The organism is Streptomyces longisporus (assembly GCF_039532765.1).
Taxonomy (GTDB): Bacteria; Actinomycetota; Actinomycetes; order Streptomycetales; family Streptomycetaceae; genus Streptomyces; species Streptomyces longisporus.
The window spans coordinates 361,254-382,259 of the sequence record NZ_BAAASG010000011.1 but is presented as its reverse complement, the minus strand read 5'-3'; the positions used below and the strand labels follow the sequence as shown (position 1 = coordinate 382,259).

The 21,006-nt window shown below is 71.9% G+C and carries 20 protein-coding genes and 1 pseudogene; 9 read left to right on the top strand and 12 right to left on the bottom strand.

Going from position 1 to position 21,006, the window contains the following annotated elements:
* Positions 1–142: 142 nt before the first annotated feature.
* The 3 genes from ABD355_RS24205 to ABD355_RS24195 all read left to right on the top strand — a co-directional run bounded on the left by ABD355_RS24205 (position 143) and on the right by ABD355_RS24195 (position 5,151).
* Positions 143–1,705, top strand: coding sequence for a vWA domain-containing protein (locus ABD355_RS24205; RefSeq protein WP_344402685.1), 1,563 nt, complete (start codon positions 143–145; stop codon positions 1,703–1,705).
* An 87-nt stretch (positions 1,706–1,792) separates the two neighbouring features.
* The gene (locus ABD355_RS24200) at positions 1,793–3,739 is read left to right on the top strand and encodes an AMP-dependent synthetase/ligase (RefSeq protein WP_344402684.1); all 1,947 of its coding nucleotides are present in this window, start codon (positions 1,793–1,795) and stop codon (positions 3,737–3,739) included.
* 119 nt (positions 3,740–3,858) lie between these two features.
* A complete protein-coding gene (locus ABD355_RS24195; protein ID WP_344402682.1) occupies positions 3,859–5,151 on the top strand; it encodes a glycoside hydrolase family 26 protein in 1,293 nt (430 codons plus the stop codon).
* A gap of 8 nt (positions 5,152–5,159) precedes the next feature.
* Here ABD355_RS24195 and ABD355_RS24190 read toward each other — a convergent pair whose 3' ends face one another.
* From ABD355_RS24190 to ABD355_RS24155, 8 genes are read right to left on the bottom strand one after another with little or no spacing between them, the layout of a single operon-like run.
* Positions 5,160–6,272 carry a GNAT family N-acetyltransferase gene (locus ABD355_RS24190; protein WP_344402681.1) on the bottom strand — a complete coding sequence of 371 codons (1,113 nt, stop codon included), beginning with the start codon at positions 6,270–6,272 and terminating at the stop codon, positions 5,160–5,162.
* The gene (locus ABD355_RS24185) at positions 6,269–6,940 is read right to left on the bottom strand and encodes a YveK family protein (protein WP_344402680.1); all 672 of its coding nucleotides are present in this window, start codon (positions 6,938–6,940) and stop codon (positions 6,269–6,271) included. The genes ABD355_RS24190 and ABD355_RS24185 overlap by 4 nt, the downstream gene beginning before the upstream one ends.
* On the bottom strand, positions 6,937–8,079 hold the full coding sequence (locus ABD355_RS24180; RefSeq protein ID WP_344402679.1) for a glycosyltransferase: 1,143 nt from the start codon (positions 8,077–8,079) through the stop codon (positions 6,937–6,939). The genes ABD355_RS24185 and ABD355_RS24180 overlap by 4 nt, the downstream gene beginning before the upstream one ends.
* Complete coding sequence (locus ABD355_RS24175) at positions 8,076–8,867, bottom strand: polysaccharide deacetylase family protein (protein WP_425585784.1); 792 nt, start codon at positions 8,865–8,867, stop codon at positions 8,076–8,078. Before ABD355_RS24175 ends, ABD355_RS24180 begins: the two co-directional genes overlap by 4 nt.
* Positions 8,857–10,542: a lipid II flippase MurJ gene (locus tag ABD355_RS24170; protein ID WP_344402676.1), complete on the bottom strand. Its 1,686-nt coding sequence runs from the start codon at positions 10,540–10,542 to the stop codon at positions 8,857–8,859. The genes ABD355_RS24175 and ABD355_RS24170 overlap by 11 nt, the downstream gene beginning before the upstream one ends.
* Entirely contained in the window at positions 10,539–11,957 is a 1,419-nt protein-coding gene (locus tag ABD355_RS24165) for an O-antigen ligase family protein (protein WP_425585783.1), read from the bottom strand. The genes ABD355_RS24170 and ABD355_RS24165 overlap by 4 nt, the downstream gene beginning before the upstream one ends.
* Before the next feature lie 6 nt (positions 11,958–11,963).
* On the bottom strand, positions 11,964–13,427 hold the full coding sequence (locus ABD355_RS24160; protein WP_344402675.1) for an exopolysaccharide biosynthesis polyprenyl glycosylphosphotransferase: 1,464 nt from the start codon (positions 13,425–13,427) through the stop codon (positions 11,964–11,966).
* A gap of 20 nt (positions 13,428–13,447) precedes the next feature.
* Positions 13,448–14,584: a glycosyltransferase gene (locus ABD355_RS24155; RefSeq protein ID WP_344402673.1), complete on the bottom strand. Its 1,137-nt coding sequence runs from the start codon at positions 14,582–14,584 to the stop codon at positions 13,448–13,450.
* Positions 14,585–14,908: 324 nt separating this feature from the next.
* On the opposite strand from ABD355_RS24155, the gene ABD355_RS24150 reads away from it, so the two are divergent.
* Complete coding sequence (locus ABD355_RS24150; protein WP_344402672.1) at positions 14,909–15,241, top strand: hypothetical protein; 333 nt, start codon at positions 14,909–14,911, stop codon at positions 15,239–15,241.
* 435 nt (positions 15,242–15,676) lie between these two features.
* Here the strand turns inward: ABD355_RS24150 and ABD355_RS24145 are convergent, their stop codons facing one another.
* From ABD355_RS24145 to ABD355_RS24130, 4 genes are all read right to left on the bottom strand, one after another.
* The gene (locus ABD355_RS24145; RefSeq protein WP_344402671.1) at positions 15,677–15,997 is read right to left on the bottom strand and encodes a hypothetical protein; all 321 of its coding nucleotides are present in this window, start codon (positions 15,995–15,997) and stop codon (positions 15,677–15,679) included.
* 59 nt (positions 15,998–16,056) lie between these two features.
* Complete coding sequence (locus ABD355_RS24140) at positions 16,057–16,374, bottom strand: hypothetical protein (RefSeq protein ID WP_115908088.1); 318 nt, start codon at positions 16,372–16,374, stop codon at positions 16,057–16,059.
* Positions 16,375–16,436: 62 nt separating this feature from the next.
* Entirely contained in the window at positions 16,437–16,712 is a 276-nt protein-coding gene (locus ABD355_RS24135; RefSeq protein WP_344402670.1) for a hypothetical protein, read from the bottom strand.
* A gap of 351 nt (positions 16,713–17,063) precedes the next feature.
* Complete coding sequence (locus ABD355_RS24130; protein ID WP_344402669.1) at positions 17,064–17,459, bottom strand: hypothetical protein; 396 nt, start codon at positions 17,457–17,459, stop codon at positions 17,064–17,066.
* A 278-nt stretch (positions 17,460–17,737) separates the two neighbouring features.
* On the opposite strand from ABD355_RS24130, the gene ABD355_RS24125 reads away from it, so the two are divergent.
* The 5 genes and pseudogenes from ABD355_RS24125 (at position 17,738) to ABD355_RS24105 (ending at position 21,002) form a co-directional block, all read left to right on the top strand.
* Complete coding sequence (locus tag ABD355_RS24125; RefSeq protein WP_344402668.1) at positions 17,738–18,472, top strand: glycoside hydrolase family 16 protein; 735 nt, start codon at positions 17,738–17,740, stop codon at positions 18,470–18,472.
* A gap of 21 nt (positions 18,473–18,493) precedes the next feature.
* The gene (locus ABD355_RS24120) at positions 18,494–18,973 is read left to right on the top strand and encodes a hypothetical protein (protein ID WP_344402667.1); all 480 of its coding nucleotides are present in this window, start codon (positions 18,494–18,496) and stop codon (positions 18,971–18,973) included.
* 74 nt (positions 18,974–19,047) lie between these two features.
* Positions 19,048–19,544 (top strand): annotated as a pseudogene (locus ABD355_RS24115) (DUF5949 family protein).
* A gap of 134 nt (positions 19,545–19,678) precedes the next feature.
* Positions 19,679–20,146, top strand: coding sequence for a tyrosinase cofactor (locus ABD355_RS24110; protein ID WP_344402666.1), 468 nt, complete (start codon positions 19,679–19,681; stop codon positions 20,144–20,146).
* Positions 20,130–21,002, top strand: a complete 873-nt coding sequence (locus ABD355_RS24105; protein WP_344402665.1) for a tyrosinase family protein — start codon at positions 20,130–20,132, stop codon at positions 21,000–21,002. Before ABD355_RS24110 ends, ABD355_RS24105 begins: the two co-directional genes overlap by 17 nt.
* The last annotated feature ends 4 nt before the right edge of the window (positions 21,003–21,006 follow it).

Here is a 21,006-nt window from a genome sequence, read left to right as displayed (position 1 = left end):
CGGAGGATCACCCACCGGTCTCGACCGGCCATGATCGTGGCCGTCTTGAGATTCATCCGCAACACCCCGTGCCGCACATTCCGACCCCCGGCGCCGTCACAGTCACAGACGTCGGCGTCAACCCACCAAGGGGGCACGGAAGATGGAGCGGTACCGAACACCACGCCCGGGCACGCCACATCGCCGCACCCGACGGCTGCGCGCAGCTCTTCTCGCCCTCACGGCGACGAGCGGCCTGCTGCTCACGGCCTGCGGTGCGGGCGGCGGCTCCAACGGCAGCAACAAGGCCTCGGACGGCTCGCACGGCGGCTTTCCGGCCCCCGCCGCCCCGACGGCCGGCGGGCAGCAGGGCGAGGACAGGTTCGTCGGCCCGTCCCCGACCCCGGACGACCACCTCTCCACCTTCGCCCTGGACGTCGACACGGCCTCCTACGGCTACGCCCGCCGCACCCTCGCCGCGGGACAGCGCCCCGATCCCTCGACCATCCGCCCCGAGGAGTTCGTCAACAGCTTCCGCCAGGACTACGAACGCCCCGACGGCAACGGCTTCACGGTCACCGTCGACGGCGCCCGCACCGACCAGAAGAACTGGTCGCTGGTCCGCGTGGGCCTCGCCACCCGTCCGGCCGCTGACAGCGGCGAACGCCCGCCCGCGGCCCTCACCTTCGTCATCGACATCTCCGGCTCCATGTCCGAGCCCGGCCGGCTCGACCTCGCGCAGAAGTCCCTCGACACGATGACGGACCGGTTGCGCGACGAGGACTCGGTCGCCATCGTCACCTTCAGCGAGAAGGCCGAGCAGGTCCTGCCGATGACCCGCCTCGGCGGCCACCGGGGCGAGATCCACCACGCGATCGACGGCCTGGAACCCACCTACTCCACCAACCTCGGCGCGGGCGTGGAGACCGGCTACGCCACCGCCGTCGAGGGCCGCCGCAAGAACGCCACCAACCGCGTCGTCCTCATATCCGACGGCCTCGCCAACGACGGCGACACGGACCCCGACTCGATCCTGGACCGCATCTCCTCGGCCCGCCGCGAGTACGGCATCACCCTCTTCGGCGTCGGCGTCGGCAGCGACTACGGCGACGCCCTCATGGAACGCCTCGCGGACAAGGGCGACGGCCACACCGTGTATGTGTCGGGCCAGGACGAGGCCCGCAAGGTCTTCTGCGACCAGCTTCCGCAGAACATCGACCTGACCGCCCGCGACGCCAAGGCCCAGGTCGCCTTCGACCCCGCCACGGTCGCCGAGTTCCGCCTCGTCGGCTACGACGACCGCCGGGTCGCCGACGACGACTTCCGCAACGACCGCGTCGACGGCGGCGAGGTCGGCCCCGGCCACACCGTCACCGCCCTCTACGCCGTCCGCACCAGGCCAGGGGCCGACGGCCACCTCGCGACGGCGACCGTCCGCTGGCTCGACCCCGACACCCGCGACCCGCACGAGAAGTCCGGCGAACTGGAGACCGGCGCCCTGAGCGACTCCCTCGGGAAGGCGAGCCCGCGCTTCCAGGTCACCGCCGTGGCCGCCTACTTCGCCGACGCCCTCCGCCAGGGCGACGAACGCCGGCGCCCCCTCCCCGGCGAACCCGGCCTCGGTGAACTCCACGACCGTGCCGAGCAGCTGGCGAGGAAGACCGAGGACAAGGACGTACAGCAGCTCGCCGACGCGATAGACCAGGCCGACCGCAGCCAGGGCTAGAACGTCAGTCCACTCACCGCTGCCCCATTGACCTTTTCTTACTTGTGAGTAAGTTGACCTCCCAGTCAGAGCCGACCGGGAGCCGTCATGGGCGTACGCAGGGACCTGAAAAGGGCAAAACGGCGCACCGACCTTGCGTCCCGCACCAGGGTCGAGGTCGTCAAGGACGAGGACGGAGTCGTGCGCGAGGCCCGCACCCCCGCCCTCGCCCCGCGCCCGGCCGCCGGCAGCACCGCCGACCTTCCCTTCATCAACGCGGCGGAGGCCCCCGATGCCGTGGTGCTGCGCCGAAGGCACGACAACGGCACCTCGCAGCCGGTGACCGCGGCAGCCTTCGCCCGCGAAGTCACCGCCGTGGCCAAGGGGTTGATCGCCGCGGGCCTGGAACCGGGCGGCCGGGTCGCCGTCATGTCCCGCACCCGCTACGAGTGGACGGTCCTGGACTTCGCGATCTGGGCGGCGGGCGGCCAGACCGTCCCGATCTACGCCACCTCCTCGGCCGAGCAGGTGGAGTGGATCGTCCGCGACTCGGACGCCCGTTTCGTCGTCACCGAGACCGCTGAGAACACCGCCACGGTGACGACGGGCACGGCCCGCCACGAACGGCAGCCGCGGATCTGGCAGTTGACGCCGACATCGGCTGCTGCCGCAGCGGGAGACGCCGTGAGCGACCTCATCACCCTCGGCCGCGACGTCCCCGACGAGGAGGTCGCCAAGCGCCGCGCCGCTCTCACTCCGGACACGACCGCGACGATCTGCTACACCTCCGGCACCACCGGCAAACCGAAGGGCTGCGTCCTCACCCACGCCAATCTGCACGCCGAGGCCGCCAACACGGTCGAACTGCTCCACCCGATCTTCAAGGAGGTCACCCGCCAGGTCGCCTCCACCCTCCTCTTCCTCCCGCTCGCCCACATCCTCGGCCGCACCCTCCAGATCGCCTGTCTGATGGCCCGCATCGAGATCGGCCACTGCCCGAGCGTCAAGCCCGACGAACTGCGGCCCGCCCTCAAGGAGTTCCGCCCGACCTTCCTGGTCGGCGTCCCGTACCTCTTCGAGAAGATCCACGACACGGGCCGGGCGACCGCCGAGAAGATCGGCCGCGGTGCCTCCTTCGACCGCGCGGACCGCATCGGCGTCCGCTTCGGCCAGGCGTACCTGAACAAGTTCCTGGGGACCGGCAAGGGTCCGAACCCGGCCCTCTATGCCGCCTGGGCCCTGTACGACCTGCTGGTCTACCGCCGTGTCCGCAAGGAACTCGGCGGCCGTATGCGCTACGCCATCAGCGGCGGCTCCCCGCTCGACCGCAACCTCAACCTGTTCTTCTACGCCGCCGGAATCATCGTCTACGAGGGCTACGGCCTGACGGAGACGAGCGCGGCCGCCACCATCGTCCCGCCCCTGGGGCCCCGTCCGGGCACGGTCGGCGTCCCGGTCCCCGGCACCGCGGTGCGCATCGCCGACGACGGGGAGGTGCTCATCAAGGGCGGTGTCGTCTTCGGCGCCTACTGGAACAACCCGGCCGCCACCGACGCCGTACTGCAGGACGAGTGGTTCGCGACCGGCGATCTCGGCTCCCTCGACGAGGACGGCTACCTCACCATCACCGGCCGCAAGAAGGACATCCTCGTCACCTCCGGCGGCAAGAACGTCTCCCCGGCCGTCCTGGAGGACCGGCTGCGCAGCCGCCCGCCGATCGGCCAGTGCATCGTCGTCGGCGACAACCGTCCCTTCGTCGCCGCCCTGATCACCCTCGACCCCGAGTCCGTCGCCCACTGGCTGACGGTCCGCAGGCTGCCGGCCGACACGCCGATGTCGGAGGTCGTCCGGGATCCGCGGATGCACGCCGACGTCCAGAAGGCCGTGGACTACGCCAACGAGGCCGTCTCCCGCGCCGAGTCGGTCCGTGCCTTCGCCCTGGTCGAGGGTGAGTTCACGGAGGACAACGGATTGCTCACCCCGTCGTTGAAAATCAAGCGGCACGCCGTGACGGCGGCGTACGCGGAGCAGATCGAGGCGCTGTACGGCGGCTGACGGCCAGACCAGGTCACTCATGCGGGTGATCCATGTCCGGTCACCCGACTCAAGTGGTGCAATTAAGTGATATATGACTATGTGTCATTAATGTGCGGAATTGCGGCAAAGGAGGATGAATGACACCTCATCGCCGCCGGTCCGCCCACAGGCGGCTGGCGATCATCACCGCGGGAGCGATCGTGTCGGCAGCTCTTGCCTGGGGCCCGGCCTCCCCGGCCGATGCCGCACGGCACCCCGCCGCCCAGCGTGCCGTGATGCCCGGCGCGCTGGATCCCACCCCCGCGCCCACGAACGACGCGCGCGCCTACTCGGTGGCGGATGTGCGCCGGGCCGCGTTCGGTGCCTTCCTCGACTCCGAGCCCGAAGGGCTGGTCCGCCTGAGGGAGTTCAGCGGCTGGCTGGGCGGCACCGAACTGCGCGTGGGGCACACCTATCTGCCCGGCGATGTGTGGGAGAACATCGAGGGCGGCTACAACTTCCTCGACAGCTGGGCCAAGTGGCGCCTCGCCAAGCCCGACCGGCTGCTCGTGCTCAACGTCCCGCTGATGGAGCACAACGAGGCGCAGGTCTCCGACATCGCCGTCGCACGGCTGCTGCGGCGCGCCGCGGCCGGCGAGTTCGACGAGCACTTCCGGCTGCTGGCGAAGCGCCTGGTCGACCTGGGTGCGACGGACACCGTCCTGGTGCTCGGCTGGGAGATGAACGGCGTCACGTACACCCACCGCTGCGGCCCCGACCCGGAGGACTGGATCCGCTACTGGCGGCGCATCGTCACCGTCATGCGTTCGATTCCCGGCCAGAAGTTCAGGTTCGACTTCGCCCCGAACCGGGGGGCGGATTCAATTCCTTGGCCCAAGTGCTATCCGGGCGACGACTTCGTCGACATCGTCGGCATGGACTCCTACGACCAGCCGCGTGGCATGTCGTTCGACGAGGAGGTGTCGGAGCCCTACGGCCTGCAGTTCCACGTGGACTTCGCACGGCAGCACCACAAGCCGATCTCGTATCCGGAGTGGGGTCTGTACCGCAACGGCGACAACGTCACGTACATGCTGCGCATGCTCGCCTGGATGGACGAGCACAAGCCGCTGTACAACACGATCACCGACTACTGCCCGCACGGCGTGTGGCTGTGCACCGAGAATCCCAGGGCCGCCGCCACCTACCGTGCGGTGCTGGCCAGCTCCGTGCTGCCGGAGCCGACGCCGGTGCCGGTCGTGCCCGTCCCGCCCGCTCCCGTGATCCCCGTGCCACCGGAGCCGACACCGGTGCCGTTGCCGACGCCGGTGCCCACGCCCCCGCCTCCGGCAGTTCCCGAGCCCCCGGCGCCGGCGGCGCCGACCCCGCCGGTGCCCGCCGTGCCCACGCCGCCCGTCACTCCGCAGGTCCCGCCCGCCCCCTCGCCCTGAGGGCGGTGCTACCAGTGGTCCTTGGAGTCGGGGACCATGCGCCGGACCGACTTGGCCCCGTACCGGGCGGCGGCCGCGCAGAGGGTGGCCGCCAGCAGCGGCGCCGTGCGCCGCCCGGCCAGCAGGAAACGCTGGTTGTAGACCGTGTCGGGGCACCAGCGGTACTTGTGCGGCTCGTCGCCGCGCATCAGGCTCAGCACCCGGCCCTCCTCGGCGGGCGCGACATGCTCGGTGGACGCGCGCAGCAGCATCGTCGCCACGTCCACCTTCCGCTCCCGCAGCCCCGGGTGGAAGCCGTACATGTAGTCGCCCAGCAGTCTGCCCGACAGCAGATGCAGATTGACCGCCACCACCGCGCCCTCGAGGAGGAACTCCGTCACCGCGGCCTGCCCGGAGCGGGCCATCGGGACCACCGACCGCACCAGGTGCTCCAGGAACTGCGGCCGGGTGTGCTCCGGTGTCATCTTCTTGCCCTGCCACTGCAGTCGGTGCAGTTCCAGCAGCCGCCGCAGCGCGGTCTCCGTCTCGTCGTGGCCGACGACCCGCCACTCGACGCCGAGCCGCCCGAGCTTGTTCACCTTGTTGCGCACCCGCTGGGCGCGCGTCGGCGGCAGCCGCTTGACCAGCTCGGTCATCGGTACGGCGGGCAGTTCCAGGCAGGTCGAGTCGCGCAGCCGGCGGCGCGGACCGCGCCAGCGGCCGTAGACCTGCTCGACCGCGCTGCCCGGCCGTACCTCCCGGAAGTCGATCAGCGCGGTGCGGGCCGCCTCGGTCAGGGCGTCGGCCAGGGCACGGCTGCCGTGCTCGGCCTCCTTCTCGTCGAGCAGTACGTCGCAGAAGTCGGAGATGGCGCCGCCGATGGGCACCAGCTTCGGCAGCGGATGCCGTACCCGCATCAGCGGTGCGGCGGCCACCAGTTCACCGCCCCGGCGCACCAGGAACAGCCGCAGCCCGTCGGGTGTGCCGTACGAGAGCCACCAGGAGTGCAGCCAGGCGTGGCTCTGGAACGGTGTCGCCGACGGGCAGGCGTCGTGCAGCCGTCCCCACTCCCCGGCCAGCGCGGCGAACGTGCGCTCGTCGGTGCACAGTTCCACCGAGAGCGTATGGCCGGACGCGGTCATCCGAGGGTCCCGCGGGCGTCCGCGGCATGGGTCGGGGCGGGCACCGTGGGCTGGCCGGGGCTGTCGTCGTCCGCCTTGCGCCGCGGCCGTGCCAGCAGGGCGAGCCCGCCCAGCAGACCACCGGCACACGCCCCCACCAGCGAGGTCAGCTTCCAGGACGCGGACGACGGCTCGGCGGGCCGCATCGCGCGGGCGAGCGGCTCCAGCCGGATGCCGGTGCCGGCCTTGGTGTGGCCCGCCTGCGTGACCAGCGCGCCGGACACGGCGTTGGCGATGTCCGCGGCCTGGGCGGGGCTCGACGAGGTCGCCGAGACCGAGACCATGGGTGCGTCCGGCGAGGTCGCGACCTGCACGCTCTTGCGCAGGAACGCAGCCGGTACGCCCGCCTCGACCTGTGCGTCCCCGAGCACCGCGAGCTGCGGGGCCACCCGGCCGTACGCCTGCGCGAAGCCGAGCGCGTCGGCGCAGTCGACGTCGGACCGGCCGGCCGCGACGGCCACGACGGAACTCGTCGCGGTGTACTGCGGTGGCTTCACCAGTCCGTACGTGCCGCCGGCCACGGCACCGAGCAGCGCACCGGCCGGCAGCAGCCACCACGCGGGCAACCGCTGCACACGGGCGCGCTCACGGCGCGACAGGCGGGCACGCTGAACGGGGTTGTCGGTCATGGAGCACTCACTTCCAGGGTCGAGCCGGCCAGGGCGGCCGTGTAGACATCCATCAACTGCCGGGCGCTGCACGCGATGTCGTAGCGCTGCACGGCGTCCGGGACGCATCGCTCGCCCGGCCCCGCCGCCCGCAGCCGCAGCAACTCCCGTACGTACGCCCCGGTGCCGCCGCTGACGCGCCGCGCGCCGGGTGCCGCGTCCGGTGGCAGGTCCTCGACGGCGGGGCAGCTCGCGTACAGCACGGGCAGCCCGGCCGCCAGCGCCTCCACCACGGCCAGCCCGAAGGCCTCCTGCGTCGACGGCGAGACCAGCACGTCCATCGCCGACAGCAGATCGACCAGCCCGGGCGCGTCGTCACGGGGGCTGGGCAGATACGGCCGCTCGCCCGTCAGCACCACCCGGTCGGCCACCCCCAGCGCCCGCGCGGTGCGCCTGAGCACCGTCTCCTCGGGCCCGCCGCCCACCAGCAGCAGCCGTACGTCACCGGGCAGCCGGGACAGGGCGCGCAGCAGCAGGTCGAAGCGTTTGCCCGGGGCGAGGCGGCCCACCCCGCCGACGACATAGGCGTCCTCGGGCAGCCCGTAGTGCATCCGGGCCTCCTTGCGGGCCACCTCGTCGAAGCGGAACCTGGGCGCGTCGATGCCGTTCGGGATGACGCGGATGCGTGCTCCGGGCACGCCCCAGTGGCGCAGCCGCTCGGCCACCGTGGGCGAGACGGCGACCGTGGCGCGGCCCAGGCGCTCGCCGGCCAGATACAGCCCGCGGACGCCCGCGGTCAGCGGCCGGCCCTCCAGCGCGGTGTCGCCGATCGAGTGCTCGGTGGCGACGACCGCCCGCACTCCCGCGAGCCGCGCGGCGATCCGGCCGTAGAGGCAGGCCCGGTACAGATGGGTGTGGACGAGGTCGTAGTCGCCGGTGCGGATCAGCCGGGTCAGCCGGGGCAGTGCGCCGAGGTCGCGGTTGCCGCCCATGCCGAGGTGGACGACGCGGACGCCGTCGGCGGCCAGGCCCGCGGCGACCGGGCCTGGGTTGGTCAGGGTCACCACGTCGCACTGCACGGGAAGGTGCCGCAGCAACAGCCGCAGCTGCTGTTCCGCTCCGCCGACGCCGAGGCCGGTGATGACATGCAGGGCCCTCACACGGCCTCCACGGAGCGGCCGAAGAACCGGGCCAGCCGTCGCTTCAGCTCCAGCCGTACGACGGTGTCGACCTCCCCGACATGGATCCGGGGCAGCGCGAAGTCGCCGCAGCCGTCCGGGCCGGGGGTGATCGCGCAGGCGTAGCGGTAGCCGGCCAGGCGCACCGCGGCGGCGACGCGCTCGTCGAGATACCCGTACGGGTAGCAGAAGCCCTCCACGTCGGTGCCGGTGATCCCGGCGAGCAGCCGGCGGCTGTCGCTGACCTCGCAGTGCAGCACCTCGTCGGTGGCCTTGGTCAGGTCGAGGTGGGTCAGGCCGTGCGAGGCGACCTCCATGCCCGCGGCCACGGCACGGCGGATGCCGTCCACGTCGAGCAGCGGCTTGCGCGGCCCGAGCGGCTCCCAGGCGTTCTCGCCGCCGAGCCGCCCGGGCAGCACGAACACGGTCGCCGTGAAACCCCAGCGGCGCAGCACGGGCAGCGCGTCGCCGGTGAAGTCGGCGTATCCGTCGTCGAAGGTGAGCCCCACCAGGCCGCGCTCGGTGCCGCGGGCGCGCGCCGCGAGCAGTTCGCGCATGCTCACCCCGCGCAGGCCGCGGCTCGACATCCAGGCGAACTGGCGGTCGAGGCGGGCGGGGGTGACGGTGACGTTGTACGGGTCGTCCGGGCAGTCCGAGACGGAGTGGTACATGGCCACCCAGACGGCGGGACCCCGCTTGGACCGTCTTCTCGCGGACGATCTGGGATCCGGTTCGGCCTTGCGCGGTGCAGCGGAGACGTCAGCGACCATGACCCAGCTTTCGTGTGACGGAATGACGGAGTGACTGCGCGAGGGGAAGCAGAAGTGACCGGGCGTCCGCCGCGTCGAGGACCCAGGCCAGCAGCAGGAAGACGACGGTCACGCAGACGCAGCAGGCGGCGACGGCCGCCGCGGGTGAGGTGAACAGTCCCGCGACCACCAGTCCGGCCCCGGTGGCGCACGCGGCCGCGCACACCGGCCGGACCAGTTCGGCGACGACCCGGCGCACCCGCACCGGCACATTGCGCGGTCCCAGGCCGTGCAGCATGAGCAGCGCGGTGAGGGTGATGCCGGTCGCGTTGGCCGCGGCGATGCCGCAGGCACCCCAGGGCCCTACGGCCCAGGCGCCGATGACGACGGTGGCGAGCGCGCCCACACCCATCGCGCCCAGCGGGAACCAGGTGGTGCGGCCGGCCGCGAAGTACGACCGCACGAGGGCCCCGACCAGCGTCTGCCCGAGCAGCCCGGCCGCGTACACCCGCATCACGGCGGCGGTCGCGGCGGTGTCCTGCGCGGTGAACGCGCCGCGCTGGAAGAGGAGTTGGACGATCTGCGGGGCGCAGGCCACGACCACCGCGGCACCGAGCAGGACGAGACAGGCCATCAGCAGCACGTCCCGCTCGACCCGGTCCCGGGCCCGCCGGGTGTCGCCCTCGGCGATGGCCTGCGCCACCACCGGGAAGGTGACGATGCACACCATCATCGACAGCGACATCGGCAACTGGGCGACCTTCTGCGCATAGTTGAGGTGCGAGATGGCGCCGGCGGGCAGCGCGGACGCGAAATGCCGCTCGATGAGGACCTGCGACTGCCGGCACAGCGCGAACAGCAGAACCGCGCAGACCAGGCCCGGCGCGAGCGGCCGCCCGCCGTCGTCCTCGTACCCGCAGTCGCCCAGGCCGGACCGCCCGGCGAGCCGCCGTACCAGCGACGGAGTCTGTACGGCGACCATCAGGCACCCGCCGAGCGCGACCCCGAGGGCGGCGGACCGCACGCCCCAGTGCACACCGAGGACGAACATCGTGGAGATGATCGCGACGTTGTACGCGATGTAGATCGCACCGGGCGCGAGATACGAACGGTGGGCGCGCAGCGCGGCACTGCAGTACCCGGCGAGGCCGAAGCTCAGCACACAGGTCGCGGTCAGCCGCGTGCAGGAGATCGCGAGCGACGGGTCGGGCAGACCGGGCGCGAGCGCGTCCACCAGCAGGGGCGCCCCTACCACCAGTGCGGCGGCCGTGGCGGCGAAGGCGAGGCACAGCCGCGGCAGCGAGGCGGCGACCAGGGCGCGCACCGGATCGGGGGTGCTGTTCCCGAGCGCCCGCCGGGCCAGCGCCACGCTGAACGCGGGCACCAGCACGAACGCCATGCCCTCCTCGATCAGCAGGGTCGCCGCCAGTTCGGGCACCGTCCAGGCCACCAGGAACGCGTCCGTCTCCGCACCGGCACCGAAGAGATGCGCGAGCGCCTGGTCCCGTGCCAGCCCGAGGACCGCCCCGGCCATGGACAGCGCGGCGGACAGCAGCGTCGCCCGGGCCAGGAAGCGGGCCGAGGGGGTGTCGGCCTGCCGGGCAGCGGGCGCGCCGGCGAGGCCGTCGGCCGGGAGCGTGCCGTCCAGGCCGGTCGCGTCGGAAGTGCCCGTGGTGGGCGCGGGTCCGGGGTTCATCGCGGGCCCGATTCGGCGGCGGGGCCCCGAAGGCGCGCGGGGCCGGGTCCCTCTGCGGCTTCGGGCGCGACCAGCCATGGCGGCGCTGCGGACGACCGCCGGCACAGCGCGGTACGGCCGGCGGCGGGCCCCGCAAGCGACCACCAGGCGGCGACGCCGAAGCAGACCGCCGTCAGGGTGGTGGAGGGGCCGCCGATGTCGGCGTACAGGAAGTCCACCAGCTGCCACAGCAGCAGCCCGCCGGCCGCGAGCGCGCAGTCCCGGGCCGGTCCCGCCCGGCGCAGCCGGCGCAGCGCCCCCACCAGCAGGGCGAGCCAGCTGCCCGCGACCGTCAGCAGACCCAGCAGGCCCTGCTCGCTCAGGAGCAGCATGTACATGTTGTGCGGGGAGAGCAGGGGCTGACGGCGGAAGGCCTGGCCCGCGCCCTCCGTGTCGCTGCCCGAGGACAGCGCGAGCGAGGCGTGCGAGTCCCGGTAGGCGGGAAACGCCTTCAGACCCACGCCCGTCAGCGGGTGCTCGCGCCACATGTCGACGGAGGCCGCCCACATGGTGTACCGGTCGACGACCGACTGGTCCGGTGCGCCGGCCACCCGGCCGATGCTGTCCAGCCGCTCCTGCAGCACCGAGCCGCCCACCCCGAACCCGCCCACCAGCACCACCGCCGCCGCGGTCGCCGCCGCGAACACCGTCAGCGCCCGCCGTACCCCGGCGAGCAGCAGCTGCGCCCCGCAGGTCACGGCGGTGGCGATCCAGGCGCCCCGGCTGAAGGACAGCGCGAGCGGCACGAGCAGCGCCAGAGCACATCCCGCGGCCACCACCCGCTGCCGCCGCGGACCCGTCCCGAGCGCGAGGCCGGTCAGCGCCACCACTCCCGACGCGACGACGGCCGCCATCCCCATCACGTCGGACGGCCCGAACGTCCCGACGGCCCGGATGTCGGCACCCTGGTACGAGGCCCCGGTGCCGGTGAGGTACTGGTGCACCCCGACCGCCCCCTGCCACAGCGCGAGTCCGGCCAGCGCCCACAGCACCAGGCGGGCATCGCGCCGGTCGCGCACCAGCAGCACCATCGCGAGCGGCACCAGCACGAACACCTGGAGATAGCGGCCCAGTCCGGTGACCGCGTCGCCGGCCGTCACCGCCCCGGTCGCGGACACCGCGATGCCCACCACGGGCAGCCCGAGCACGACCGCCGCCGTCCGCGTCAGCGGGCGCCGCGCCCGCCGTACGGTCCGGACCGCGGCCCAGAGCACGACCAGCCCGCAGGCCGCGTCGGCGGGCGTGGCGCCGCTGCCCGCCTCGGCCGGCAGCCCCAGCAGGGCGATCACCGCCAGGACGGGCAGCACGGAAGCGGCCCGGCGCAGCGCCGCAAGCGGCGGCACGAGCGGTACCGAGGCCGCCGAGGTAGTGCTCACCCGCGCTCAGCTCCCCGTCGGCCGTACGAACAGGGCCGCCGTACGCGCCAGGATGCAGATGTCCTGCCACAGCGACCAGTTGTCGATGTAGGCGTTGTCGAAGCGGCAGCGGTCCTCGATGGAGGTGTCGCCGCGCAGCCCGTGGATCTGGGCGAGCCCGGTGATCCCGGTCGGCATCCGGTGACGCTCCCGGTAACCCGGGTAGGTCTGGCTGAACTTGGCGACGAAATAAGGCCGTTCGGGCCGCGGTCCGACCAGGCTCATGTCTCCACGGCAGACGTTCCACAGCTGCGGCAGTTCGTCCAGCGAGGTGCGGCGCAGGAACTGGCAGAAGCGGCCCATCTCCTGCTCGTTCGCCACGCTCCAGCGGGTCGCCGCCTCGTGCGCGCTGGCGGGCCGGTGGGTGCGGAACTTCAGCAGGGTGAACGGCCGCCCGTCCTTGCCGATGCGCTCCTGCCGGAACAGCACACCGGGCCCGTCCATGATCCGCAGCACCGCCGCGCACACCAGCAGCACCGGGCAGGCGAGCAGCAGCAGCGAGCCCGACAGCACCGCATCCAGCACCCGCTTGCCGACGCCGACCCGCCGCCGTCCGCGCCCGGGGCACAGCAACCTGCGCGGGAAACCCGCCAGATGCCCGCCCGCTTCGCGGCGCCCGCCGAGGCCGTACGAGGGCGCGTCCGCGTCCAGCTCCCACACCACGCAGCCGTACGCGGCGAGGTCCCGCAGCAGAGCGGTCTTCTCCACGCGGGTGGCGGCGCCCACGACGAGCACCGTCTCGACACCGTTCTGGATGACCGCCCGGCGCGCCGCCTGGTCCGTGGTCAGCAGCGGCAGTTCGTGGCCTTCGCCGGGCCGGGCCGGGACGTCGAGGCCGTGGCCGACCACGCCCACCGGCCGCACCCCGCAGCCCGGCTGGCGCAGCAACGCGGCCGCCACCTTCCGGGCCGTCGCGACCGGACCGACCACCAGCGCGGGATCGGGCAGGCGCCGTCGCGCCCGCCGTCCGTGCACCGCAGCGCGGCCCGCACAGGCCGCCGCACACTGCACGGCGAACGCGCAGGCCAGTACGGCCGGCGGGAGCGGCCGCAGCGGCGAGAGCGCCCCGACAGCCCCCCAGCCGACGGCGATCCGTCCGCAGACGGCGGGGAGTTCGTCGAGCACACCGCGCACCCGGGAGCTGTCGTACAGACGGGCCCGCCGGTTCAGCCCGATCACCCCCAGCACCAGCAGGGCGACGACCAGCGGATACCTCGGGGCCCCGGGCACGACCAGGACCCCCAGCAGGGCGGCGCCGCCGTCGACGAGCGGCAGGGTCCCCCTGAAGGCCCGCCGCGGCCGGCTCTCTCTGTGTCCGGCGGGCAGTCGACGTCCGGCTGCGGGGTCGCGCGGGGCGAGAACGGAGACAGCGTGCTCTGCCGCCCGCGGCTGCTGCCCCGTACGAGGGGGAACGGTACTTTCCGCAGTCATCTGGTGATGCACTTCCTGCTCTAGTTGGGTACGGCGACCGGCGCGACAACGACGCCGAGCAGTTCGCCGAGCAATTCGCGGTACACGTCGGTCACGGCGTCCGCCGTCTGCCGCAGGTCGTGGGCGGCGAGCACATGCCGGCGGCCCTGCGCGCCCAGCGCCGCGCGCAGCGGCTCGTCCCGCAGCAACGCGGTCAGCGCCCGCGCCAGCGCACCCGGGTCCTCGGGCGGCACCAGGCAGTACGGCAGCTGCTCGGGCGGCAGGCTCTCGCGCGCCCCGTCCACGTCCGTGACCACGACCGGCCGGGCGCACGCCATCGCCTCCAGCGGGGCGAGCGCCATGCCCTCCCAGCGGGACGGCAGGACCACGACGTCGGCGGCCCGGTACCAGGGGGCCGCGTCCGGTGCCGCACCGGCGAACACCACGGACGCGGGCGCAGTGCAGCGCAGCCGGTCTGCGTCCGGGCCCTCGCCGACCAGCGCCAACCGGGCCCCGGCCACCTGCCGTTCGACCTCGGGCCACGCCTGCAGAAGCACGTCCTGCCCCTTCTGGCGGCACAGCCGGCCCACACACACGACGAGCGGCCCTTGCCCGGACCGGGAGACGTCTCCCTCCGGCCGGAACCTGAGCGTGTCGACCCCGTTGGGGACCACCCGCCACGGGGCGCTGATCCCGCACCGCTCCCCGGTCCGCCGCTCCGCCTCGCTGACGCACACGATGCGCGTCGCCCACCGCGCCCCCGACCGCTCCCAGCCCAGCGCCAGCCGCGCGACGATTCCCTCGGCGGCCTCGAACGACCAGGCATGCGGCTGGAAGACGGTCGGGAGGCTGCCGCGTACGGCCAGCCGGGCCGCGAGTCCCGCCTTCGCGCTGTGCGCGTGCACCAGGTGCGGCCGCACCTCGCTCAGGATCCGCGCCAACCCCCGTACCTCGCCCGGAAGTCGGTGCCCCGGCGAGCGGGTCGCGTCCCAGCGCAGCACCGTGCAGCCCGGAGCGCGCAGAGCGTCCGTCAGCGAGCCACCCTCCGGACAGGCCACGGTCACCCGCAGCCCGGCGGCGAGCTGAGCCGCCACCAGGTCCGCCACGACCCGCGCGACGCCGCCCTCGACGGGCTGCGTGACATGCAGGATGTGCGGCACGCGTGGGGAAAAACGCATGGGAGAGGATGCCCTTCCGAACAAAAGAGTCCGAGCCGGGGCCAGGACGTGCGGCTCGTGCTTCTTGATATAAAAACCCGCACCCGTTCGAGAGCGTGAGGTTCGTTGTTCAACCGGCATCGCTGAAATCACGAGGTGAGCCACTCTAGCCGCTCACCCGTATTTATCTGCGGACCGGTCATCTGTGTCGGAATGGTGGCGTTTCAATGAGCTATTTGTCGCCCCGGATCACCCGTTTGGAGCTATGGCAACTGCAACAGGGTTTCCCGGAAGCCGCACTCTCGTTAGGCCGCTCGAAGACGACTTACGAAAGAAAGGCACACGATGAAGACTCTGAAGGCTGCCGCCGTAGTAGCCGGTTCCCTCGCCCTTGCCGGGGTGGCCGTGCCCGCCGGCGCGGCGGACATGCCGGCCGGGGGACTCGTGGACAGCGGGAAGACGGTCGCGAGCGGTGTCCCCACGGCAGCCAAGGTGTCGACGGGTTTCGTGGGCGACAACGTCGGTCAGGTGGCGCAGAGCGTGAAGGACAGCGTGAAGGGCAGCATGAAGGAGGCGGGCATGAAGGGCCCCGTCGTCGGCGGCACCCTGCCGAACCCCGCCCTTCCCGCGACCGCCGCCGACGGCAAGCTGCTGGGCGGGCTTCCGGTCGGCAAGTAGCCGGGGATCCACGATTCGGGTCGGCTCCGCATTCCTCGGAGTCGGCCCTTCGGCATATGCGTCCGCACTTCGCGCACTGGGCCGAACGGTGGAATCGGAGTGACCGCAGGCGGCAGGACGCCGTTGTGCCCATCGGAATGACCTGCTGGAGCGCCTTTCCCTCCTTGTTGGCGCGCTCTTCGTCGGCCACCTCCTTGTCGCGGGGCCTGTCTGCTGTAGATGCAGACAGGCCCCGCGGGCATGTGCGGAGCCCGTAAAAGAAGCTCAAAAAGAGAGCGGGAAAGAAGAGCAAGGAAAGAAGATCAGGAAAGCAGGAGCAGGAAAACAAGAGCAGGAAGACAGGAGCAGGGAAACAGGACCGGGGAAAGCAGGGTGCGGAAAAGCCGATGGCGGCCCGCCGGAGTTCCGGCGGACCGCCATCGAGTGAAGTGCGGCTCAGAAGAGCAGGCCACCCGCGTACGGGGCGTTCTGCGACTGGTCGACGGCCGCCGTGTTGCACGCGGCGTAGTGCGAGTTCGGAGCCACGATGCCACCGAGGACGGCACCGTTGGACCACGGCGCGATGCAGCGCCCGTCGATCAGCGAGCCGTTGACGACGGCGATGCCCTGCTGGGGCTGGTTCACGACGATCGGGGACTGCGAGAAGCCGTTTCCACCGGTGACGGTGGTGTTGGAGTCGTTGGCCGCGGCGGCGCCACCGGCCGCGAGCACGAAGCCCGCGGCGAGGGCGGTAATGACCGTAACCTTGTTACGCATAGGATGCGCCTTTCGGTGGGGCGGTTGGGATTTCCGTGCTCCGAATTGCTCGGAGCAGGTCAGAAGAGCAGCCCGCCCGCGTACGGGGCGTTCTGCGACTGGTCGATCTTCGCCGTGTTGCATGCGGCGTAGTGCGAGTTCGGGGCCGCGACGCCGCCGAGCACAGAACCGTTGGACCACGGCGCGACGCAACGGAGGTCGGCGACCGAGCCGTTGACGACGGCAACGCCCTGCTGGGGAGCGTTGACGACGACCGGGGACGACGAGAAGCCGCCACCACCCGAGACGTCGGTGCAGTCCTCGGCCGCGGCAGTGCCGGCCGCCGCGAGGACGAGGCCCGCGGCGAGGGCGGAAATGGCCGAAACCTTGTTACGCATGAGATGCGCCTTTCCGGGCTGTTTTGGGTGTTGCACCTGCTCCGAGTTACTCGGCACAGGGGTCAGAAGAGCAGGCCGCCCGCGTACGGAGCGTTCTGCGACTGGTCGATGGCCGCCGTGTTGCACGCGGCGTAGTGGGAATTCGGCGCGACGACGCCACCGAGCACGGATCCGTTGGACCACGGGGCGATGCAACGACCGTCAACGAGCGTCCCGTTGACAACCAGAACGCCCTGCTGAGGGGCGTTCACGACGACCGGCGACTCCGCAAAGCCGCTGCCGCCCTTGACGGTGGTGTTGGTGTCGTTGGCCGAGGCGAAACCGACGCTGCTGACCATAGCGCCGAGGGTGAGGGCAGTGATGACCGCGAACTTCCTGGGCAACTTAGTTCCTTCCTCAATTCACGGTTGCGCACGCTTGCATACCAGGAAACCTTGATATGCGCGTATAAGTCACGGGACGGGCGCCTAAACAAGGTTTATTCCGTCGGATGGCGCAATGCCGCAGGTTCCTGGGGGTCGGACCGGATTGGATCCGGAATCCGTGTGGCGTAAATGAACGACAATCCGAAGAGGGAACGGGCACCGACATGTGTCCGGCCCACCGGAGGGGAGAGGGCCGGTGGGCCGGACAAATGCTTCGTATGAGGGCTTCCGCCGGTACGGCCGGCTCCTACGGTGTCCGTCTTGTCACTTGCTGAGCAGGCTCCCCAGACCCGTGGAGGTCGGGGCCTGCAGCGGGTGGACCTGAACGACGCCGTTCCCGGCCGGGTTCCGCACCGGAATCGTGGGCTTCTTGGAGGCGTTCGGGTCCATGCCGTCGAGGTAGACGCCCGAGACGCCCGGCGTCTTCTGCTTGTCGAAGGCGCTACCGTTGGCGATTTTGCCGTTGCGGGCCAGTCGCGAGACGACGTCGGCCGCCGGCACGACCGCCGGAGTCACCTTGGTCGGGGACATGAGACCGAGCAGGCCGCCCGACGCGGCCGGTGCGGCCGGCGGGGTGGCGGCCGACGCCGCGACGGCGGACCCACCCACGAGGCCCGCGCCGATGGCCAACGCCGCAGTGGTGAAAATTGCCTTCTTCATGATTCACCTCGGTTGAAAGTTACCTCTGATCCGACGGCTGGAGAACATAGCAGTCCATGCCCTCCGTAAAAGCGATGCGTTACTCCATACGCATGAAAGTCAGAGGGGTGAACAATGCTTTGCTTACGGTGTCGTCAAAGGGATTCACATGGTCGGTGAATCAATTGATCGTATGGTGGGTGCGGTTTCGACCGGATGGGTAGTGTGAAAGAGGAATTCCAGCGGTGCAGTCGCTGCTTCGGCCGGGGCGGCCGCTTCGCGGCCCTACCCTCACCGCCATGACCGCCGACAGCGCCCAGCCCATGCCGACCGCGTCCCCTGCCATCGCCACCGGCAAGTCGCTCACCTGGTCGGAGGAGTTCGACGCCCCCATCGCCTGGGGGACCAAATGGGTCGGCGACAGAACCAGCGCCTACCGCTACGGCAACCACAATCCGGACGACAACAAGCTGGACTGGCTGAGCCCCGGCTGTGTGACCGTCTCCGAAGGCGTGGCCACCTTCACCGCCTCCCCGGCCGGCCACACCCTCGAGAACGGCCGGCAGGCCTGGCACACCGGCCTGCTCACCACCGAGTACTCCGCCGAGGGCTTCCAGGTGCGCACCGGTGACTACGCCGAGACCCGGGTCGAACTGCCCTCGGGGACCGGCGCCTGGCCGGCGCTGTGGACCTGGAAGGACGGCGGGAACGAGATCGACACCTTCGAGTACCACCCCGACAACCCGCACCTGCTGGAGCTGTCCAACCACGTCAACCACGGCTGCGCGTATCACACGGATGCCGACACGATCGCCCCGGACGAGTGGGTGACCATCGGCAGCTGGTACGGAGAGCACTCCGTCGACTGGTACGTCAACGGCGAGCGGGTCTTCCGCGACCGCACCGGAGTGGGCGCCGACTGGTCGGCGTATCTGATCCTCAATCTGTCGCTGAGCGCCGGCCAGTACCACCCGGCCCCCTCCGGTCCGGGCCCCCTCACCTTCGCCGTCGCCCACCTTCGCGTCTACCGCTGAGTGTTCTCGAAAGGAGCCCCCATGCGTGCACTGCCCGCACGGCGTATCGCGTCCGTCGCTCTGAGCGCCGCCCTCCTGGTCGGCCTCGCCGCCCCGGCCGCCGTCGCGGCCGGCTCCGCCCGGGAACGCACCCCCACGTCGTCCCTCGGACCCGTCCCCGGGGCGGACGAACTGATCCCGCAGATCAAGAAGCTCGGCGACATCGGCGGTGTGCTCACTCCGGTCGCCAGACTGCTCAACGCCGTGCTGAAGGCCGACGGCGGCCAGTTGTCCGTCGTCGAGGCGCAGAAGCTCGGCGACGCCGTGAAGGACGCCATCGCCAAGGCCACCCCGCTGAGGACCAAGGCGGTCAAGGGGGACGCGCTGACCGCTCTGAAGAAGGCGGTCGACGCCCTGATCGTGGCCGCCACCTCCGGCGACGCCGAAAAGGTCCCCCCGGCCGTCAGCGGCATGGTGGCCGCTCTGGGCAAGGTCCTCGCCGCGGCGGCAACGGTCGGGTGAACCTCGCCCGGGCCGTCGGTCGTTCGGGTGAGAAGGCAGCGGGCCGTTCGGTGGCCCGTCGATAGGGTCGCGCGATGACCTCAGCCCCGACCGAGACGCGCCCCTTCCGCATGACCGACCTCGGCACCCTCGTCGTGCTGCCCTGGAGCGGCGCCGCCGCCGACGGAGGCGACCTGCCGTATCTGCTGGCCTACTCCCTCGGGGACGCCGAGGGGGTCCGCAGGCGACGTCCGCCGCGGTCGAGGCGCTGCCGGCCGGCAACGGGCTGCGGGTCGGCGGGGGCCTCGTCGACGGCACCACCGGGGCCCGGATCGCCGTCAGCCTGTTCCTCGAGGCCGGGCAGGCCTTCGTCACCCTGCCGGAGCTGGGCGCTCGGTGCGCCGCTCCGCCGCAGTGGCTCGCGGCGGTCGCCGAACGCGGCTACGCCTATCTCGTGTTCACCACCCGCCCCTGGCCCGAGGGCAGGCCGGGCCGGCCGATCGAGCCCGCGGCGCCGGCCCCCTTCGCCGGCGCCGAGCAGACCCTGAGGGCCGCCGCGCACGTGCTCCTGCCGGCCCTCACCCCGCGCTGAGCGCGTCGTCGGCCTGCCGATCCTGACCCGTTTGTGGGATTTATGGACGAGCCGACGTACCGGCTCCGCCGACGTTCCGCGTGGGCGCAGCATCGTATGAACGTACTGGTGTTGGCCCTACGAGGGAGCGAGCCATGGTCGTCAGTGCCGATGGAGTACCGAGCGGCGCCGAGCCGCCGGGGTGGCGGGCGATGAGGCGCCGGGTGCTCGCCTGCCTCGCCGCGCTCGCGCTCACCCCCGTCCTCGCCGCCTCGCGCGCCCCGCGGACCGCCGAAGGCGCCGGGGAGGCAGCCGAGTCGGCCTTCGACGAGGTCTACCGTGGCCGTCGCATCCGGGGTGTCCTGCTCCCCGCTCCGGGATGCGGCGCCGACGGCCGTGCGTGGCAGGTGACCGTGGACGGCCGCCCGCTGCATCTGATGCGCCGCTCCGACGGCAGCTGGCTGAGCATGGTCAACCACTACTGCTCGTACCGGACCCTGCTGGAGGTCACCCGGGCGGCCGTCGACGAGCTCGGCCCCGGGCAGCGGCTGCGCGACCTGGCGCCGGGACTGCTCGGCGGAAGCCATCTGCACATGGGGGAGCGCCATGGTGTACGTGCGTAAGGACGTGAGCACGCTGACGCGCGACGAGCGGCGGCGGCTCGTCAACGCGCTGCTCCAGATCAAATGGCGGGGGGAGTACGACGAGTTCGTGCGGGTGCACATCGCGTACTACCAGGCCGACGGCGAGACCGGCCTGCGTCCCGCCCACATGGGGCCCTCCTTCCTGCCCTGGCACCGCCGCTTCCTGCTGGACCTGGAGCGGGCGCTGCAACGGGTCGACCCGTCGGTGACGGTGCCGTACTGGGACTGGACGCGGGACCGTTCCACGACCTCCGTGCCCTGGAGCGACGACCTCCTCGGCGGCAACGGGCGCAGCTGGGACCACCAGGTCGTCAGCGGGCCCTTCGCCTATGCGCAGGGCTACTGGCGCATCCGGGAGGGCATCATCGACGTCGAGTTCCTCACCCGGGACCTGGGCCGGGCCGACGACCCCATCGAGCTGCCGACCGAGGAGGAACTCCAGGAGGCGCTCGCCGACCCGGTCTACGACACCTCGCCCTGGGACTCCACCTGCGACGAGGGGTTCCGCAACAAGCTGGAGGGCTGGGGGACCGGACAGGACGGCGTCGCCTGGCGCAACCACAACCGCGTCCACCGCTGGGTCGGCGGTGCCATGCTCGGCGGCGCCTCCGTCAACGACCCCGTGTTCTGGCTGCACCACGCCTTCGTCGACCTGCAGTGGACCCGCTGGCAGCGACTGCACAGGAACGGCGCCCCGCGCTATCTGCCGGCCCAGCAGCCCGGTCCCCGCAGCGGACAGCGCGGGCGCATCGTCGCCCGGCACGAGCCGATGCCGCCGTGGGGGGTGACCCCGGACGAGATGGAGGACGTGAGCCGGATCTACCGGTACGCCTGACCGA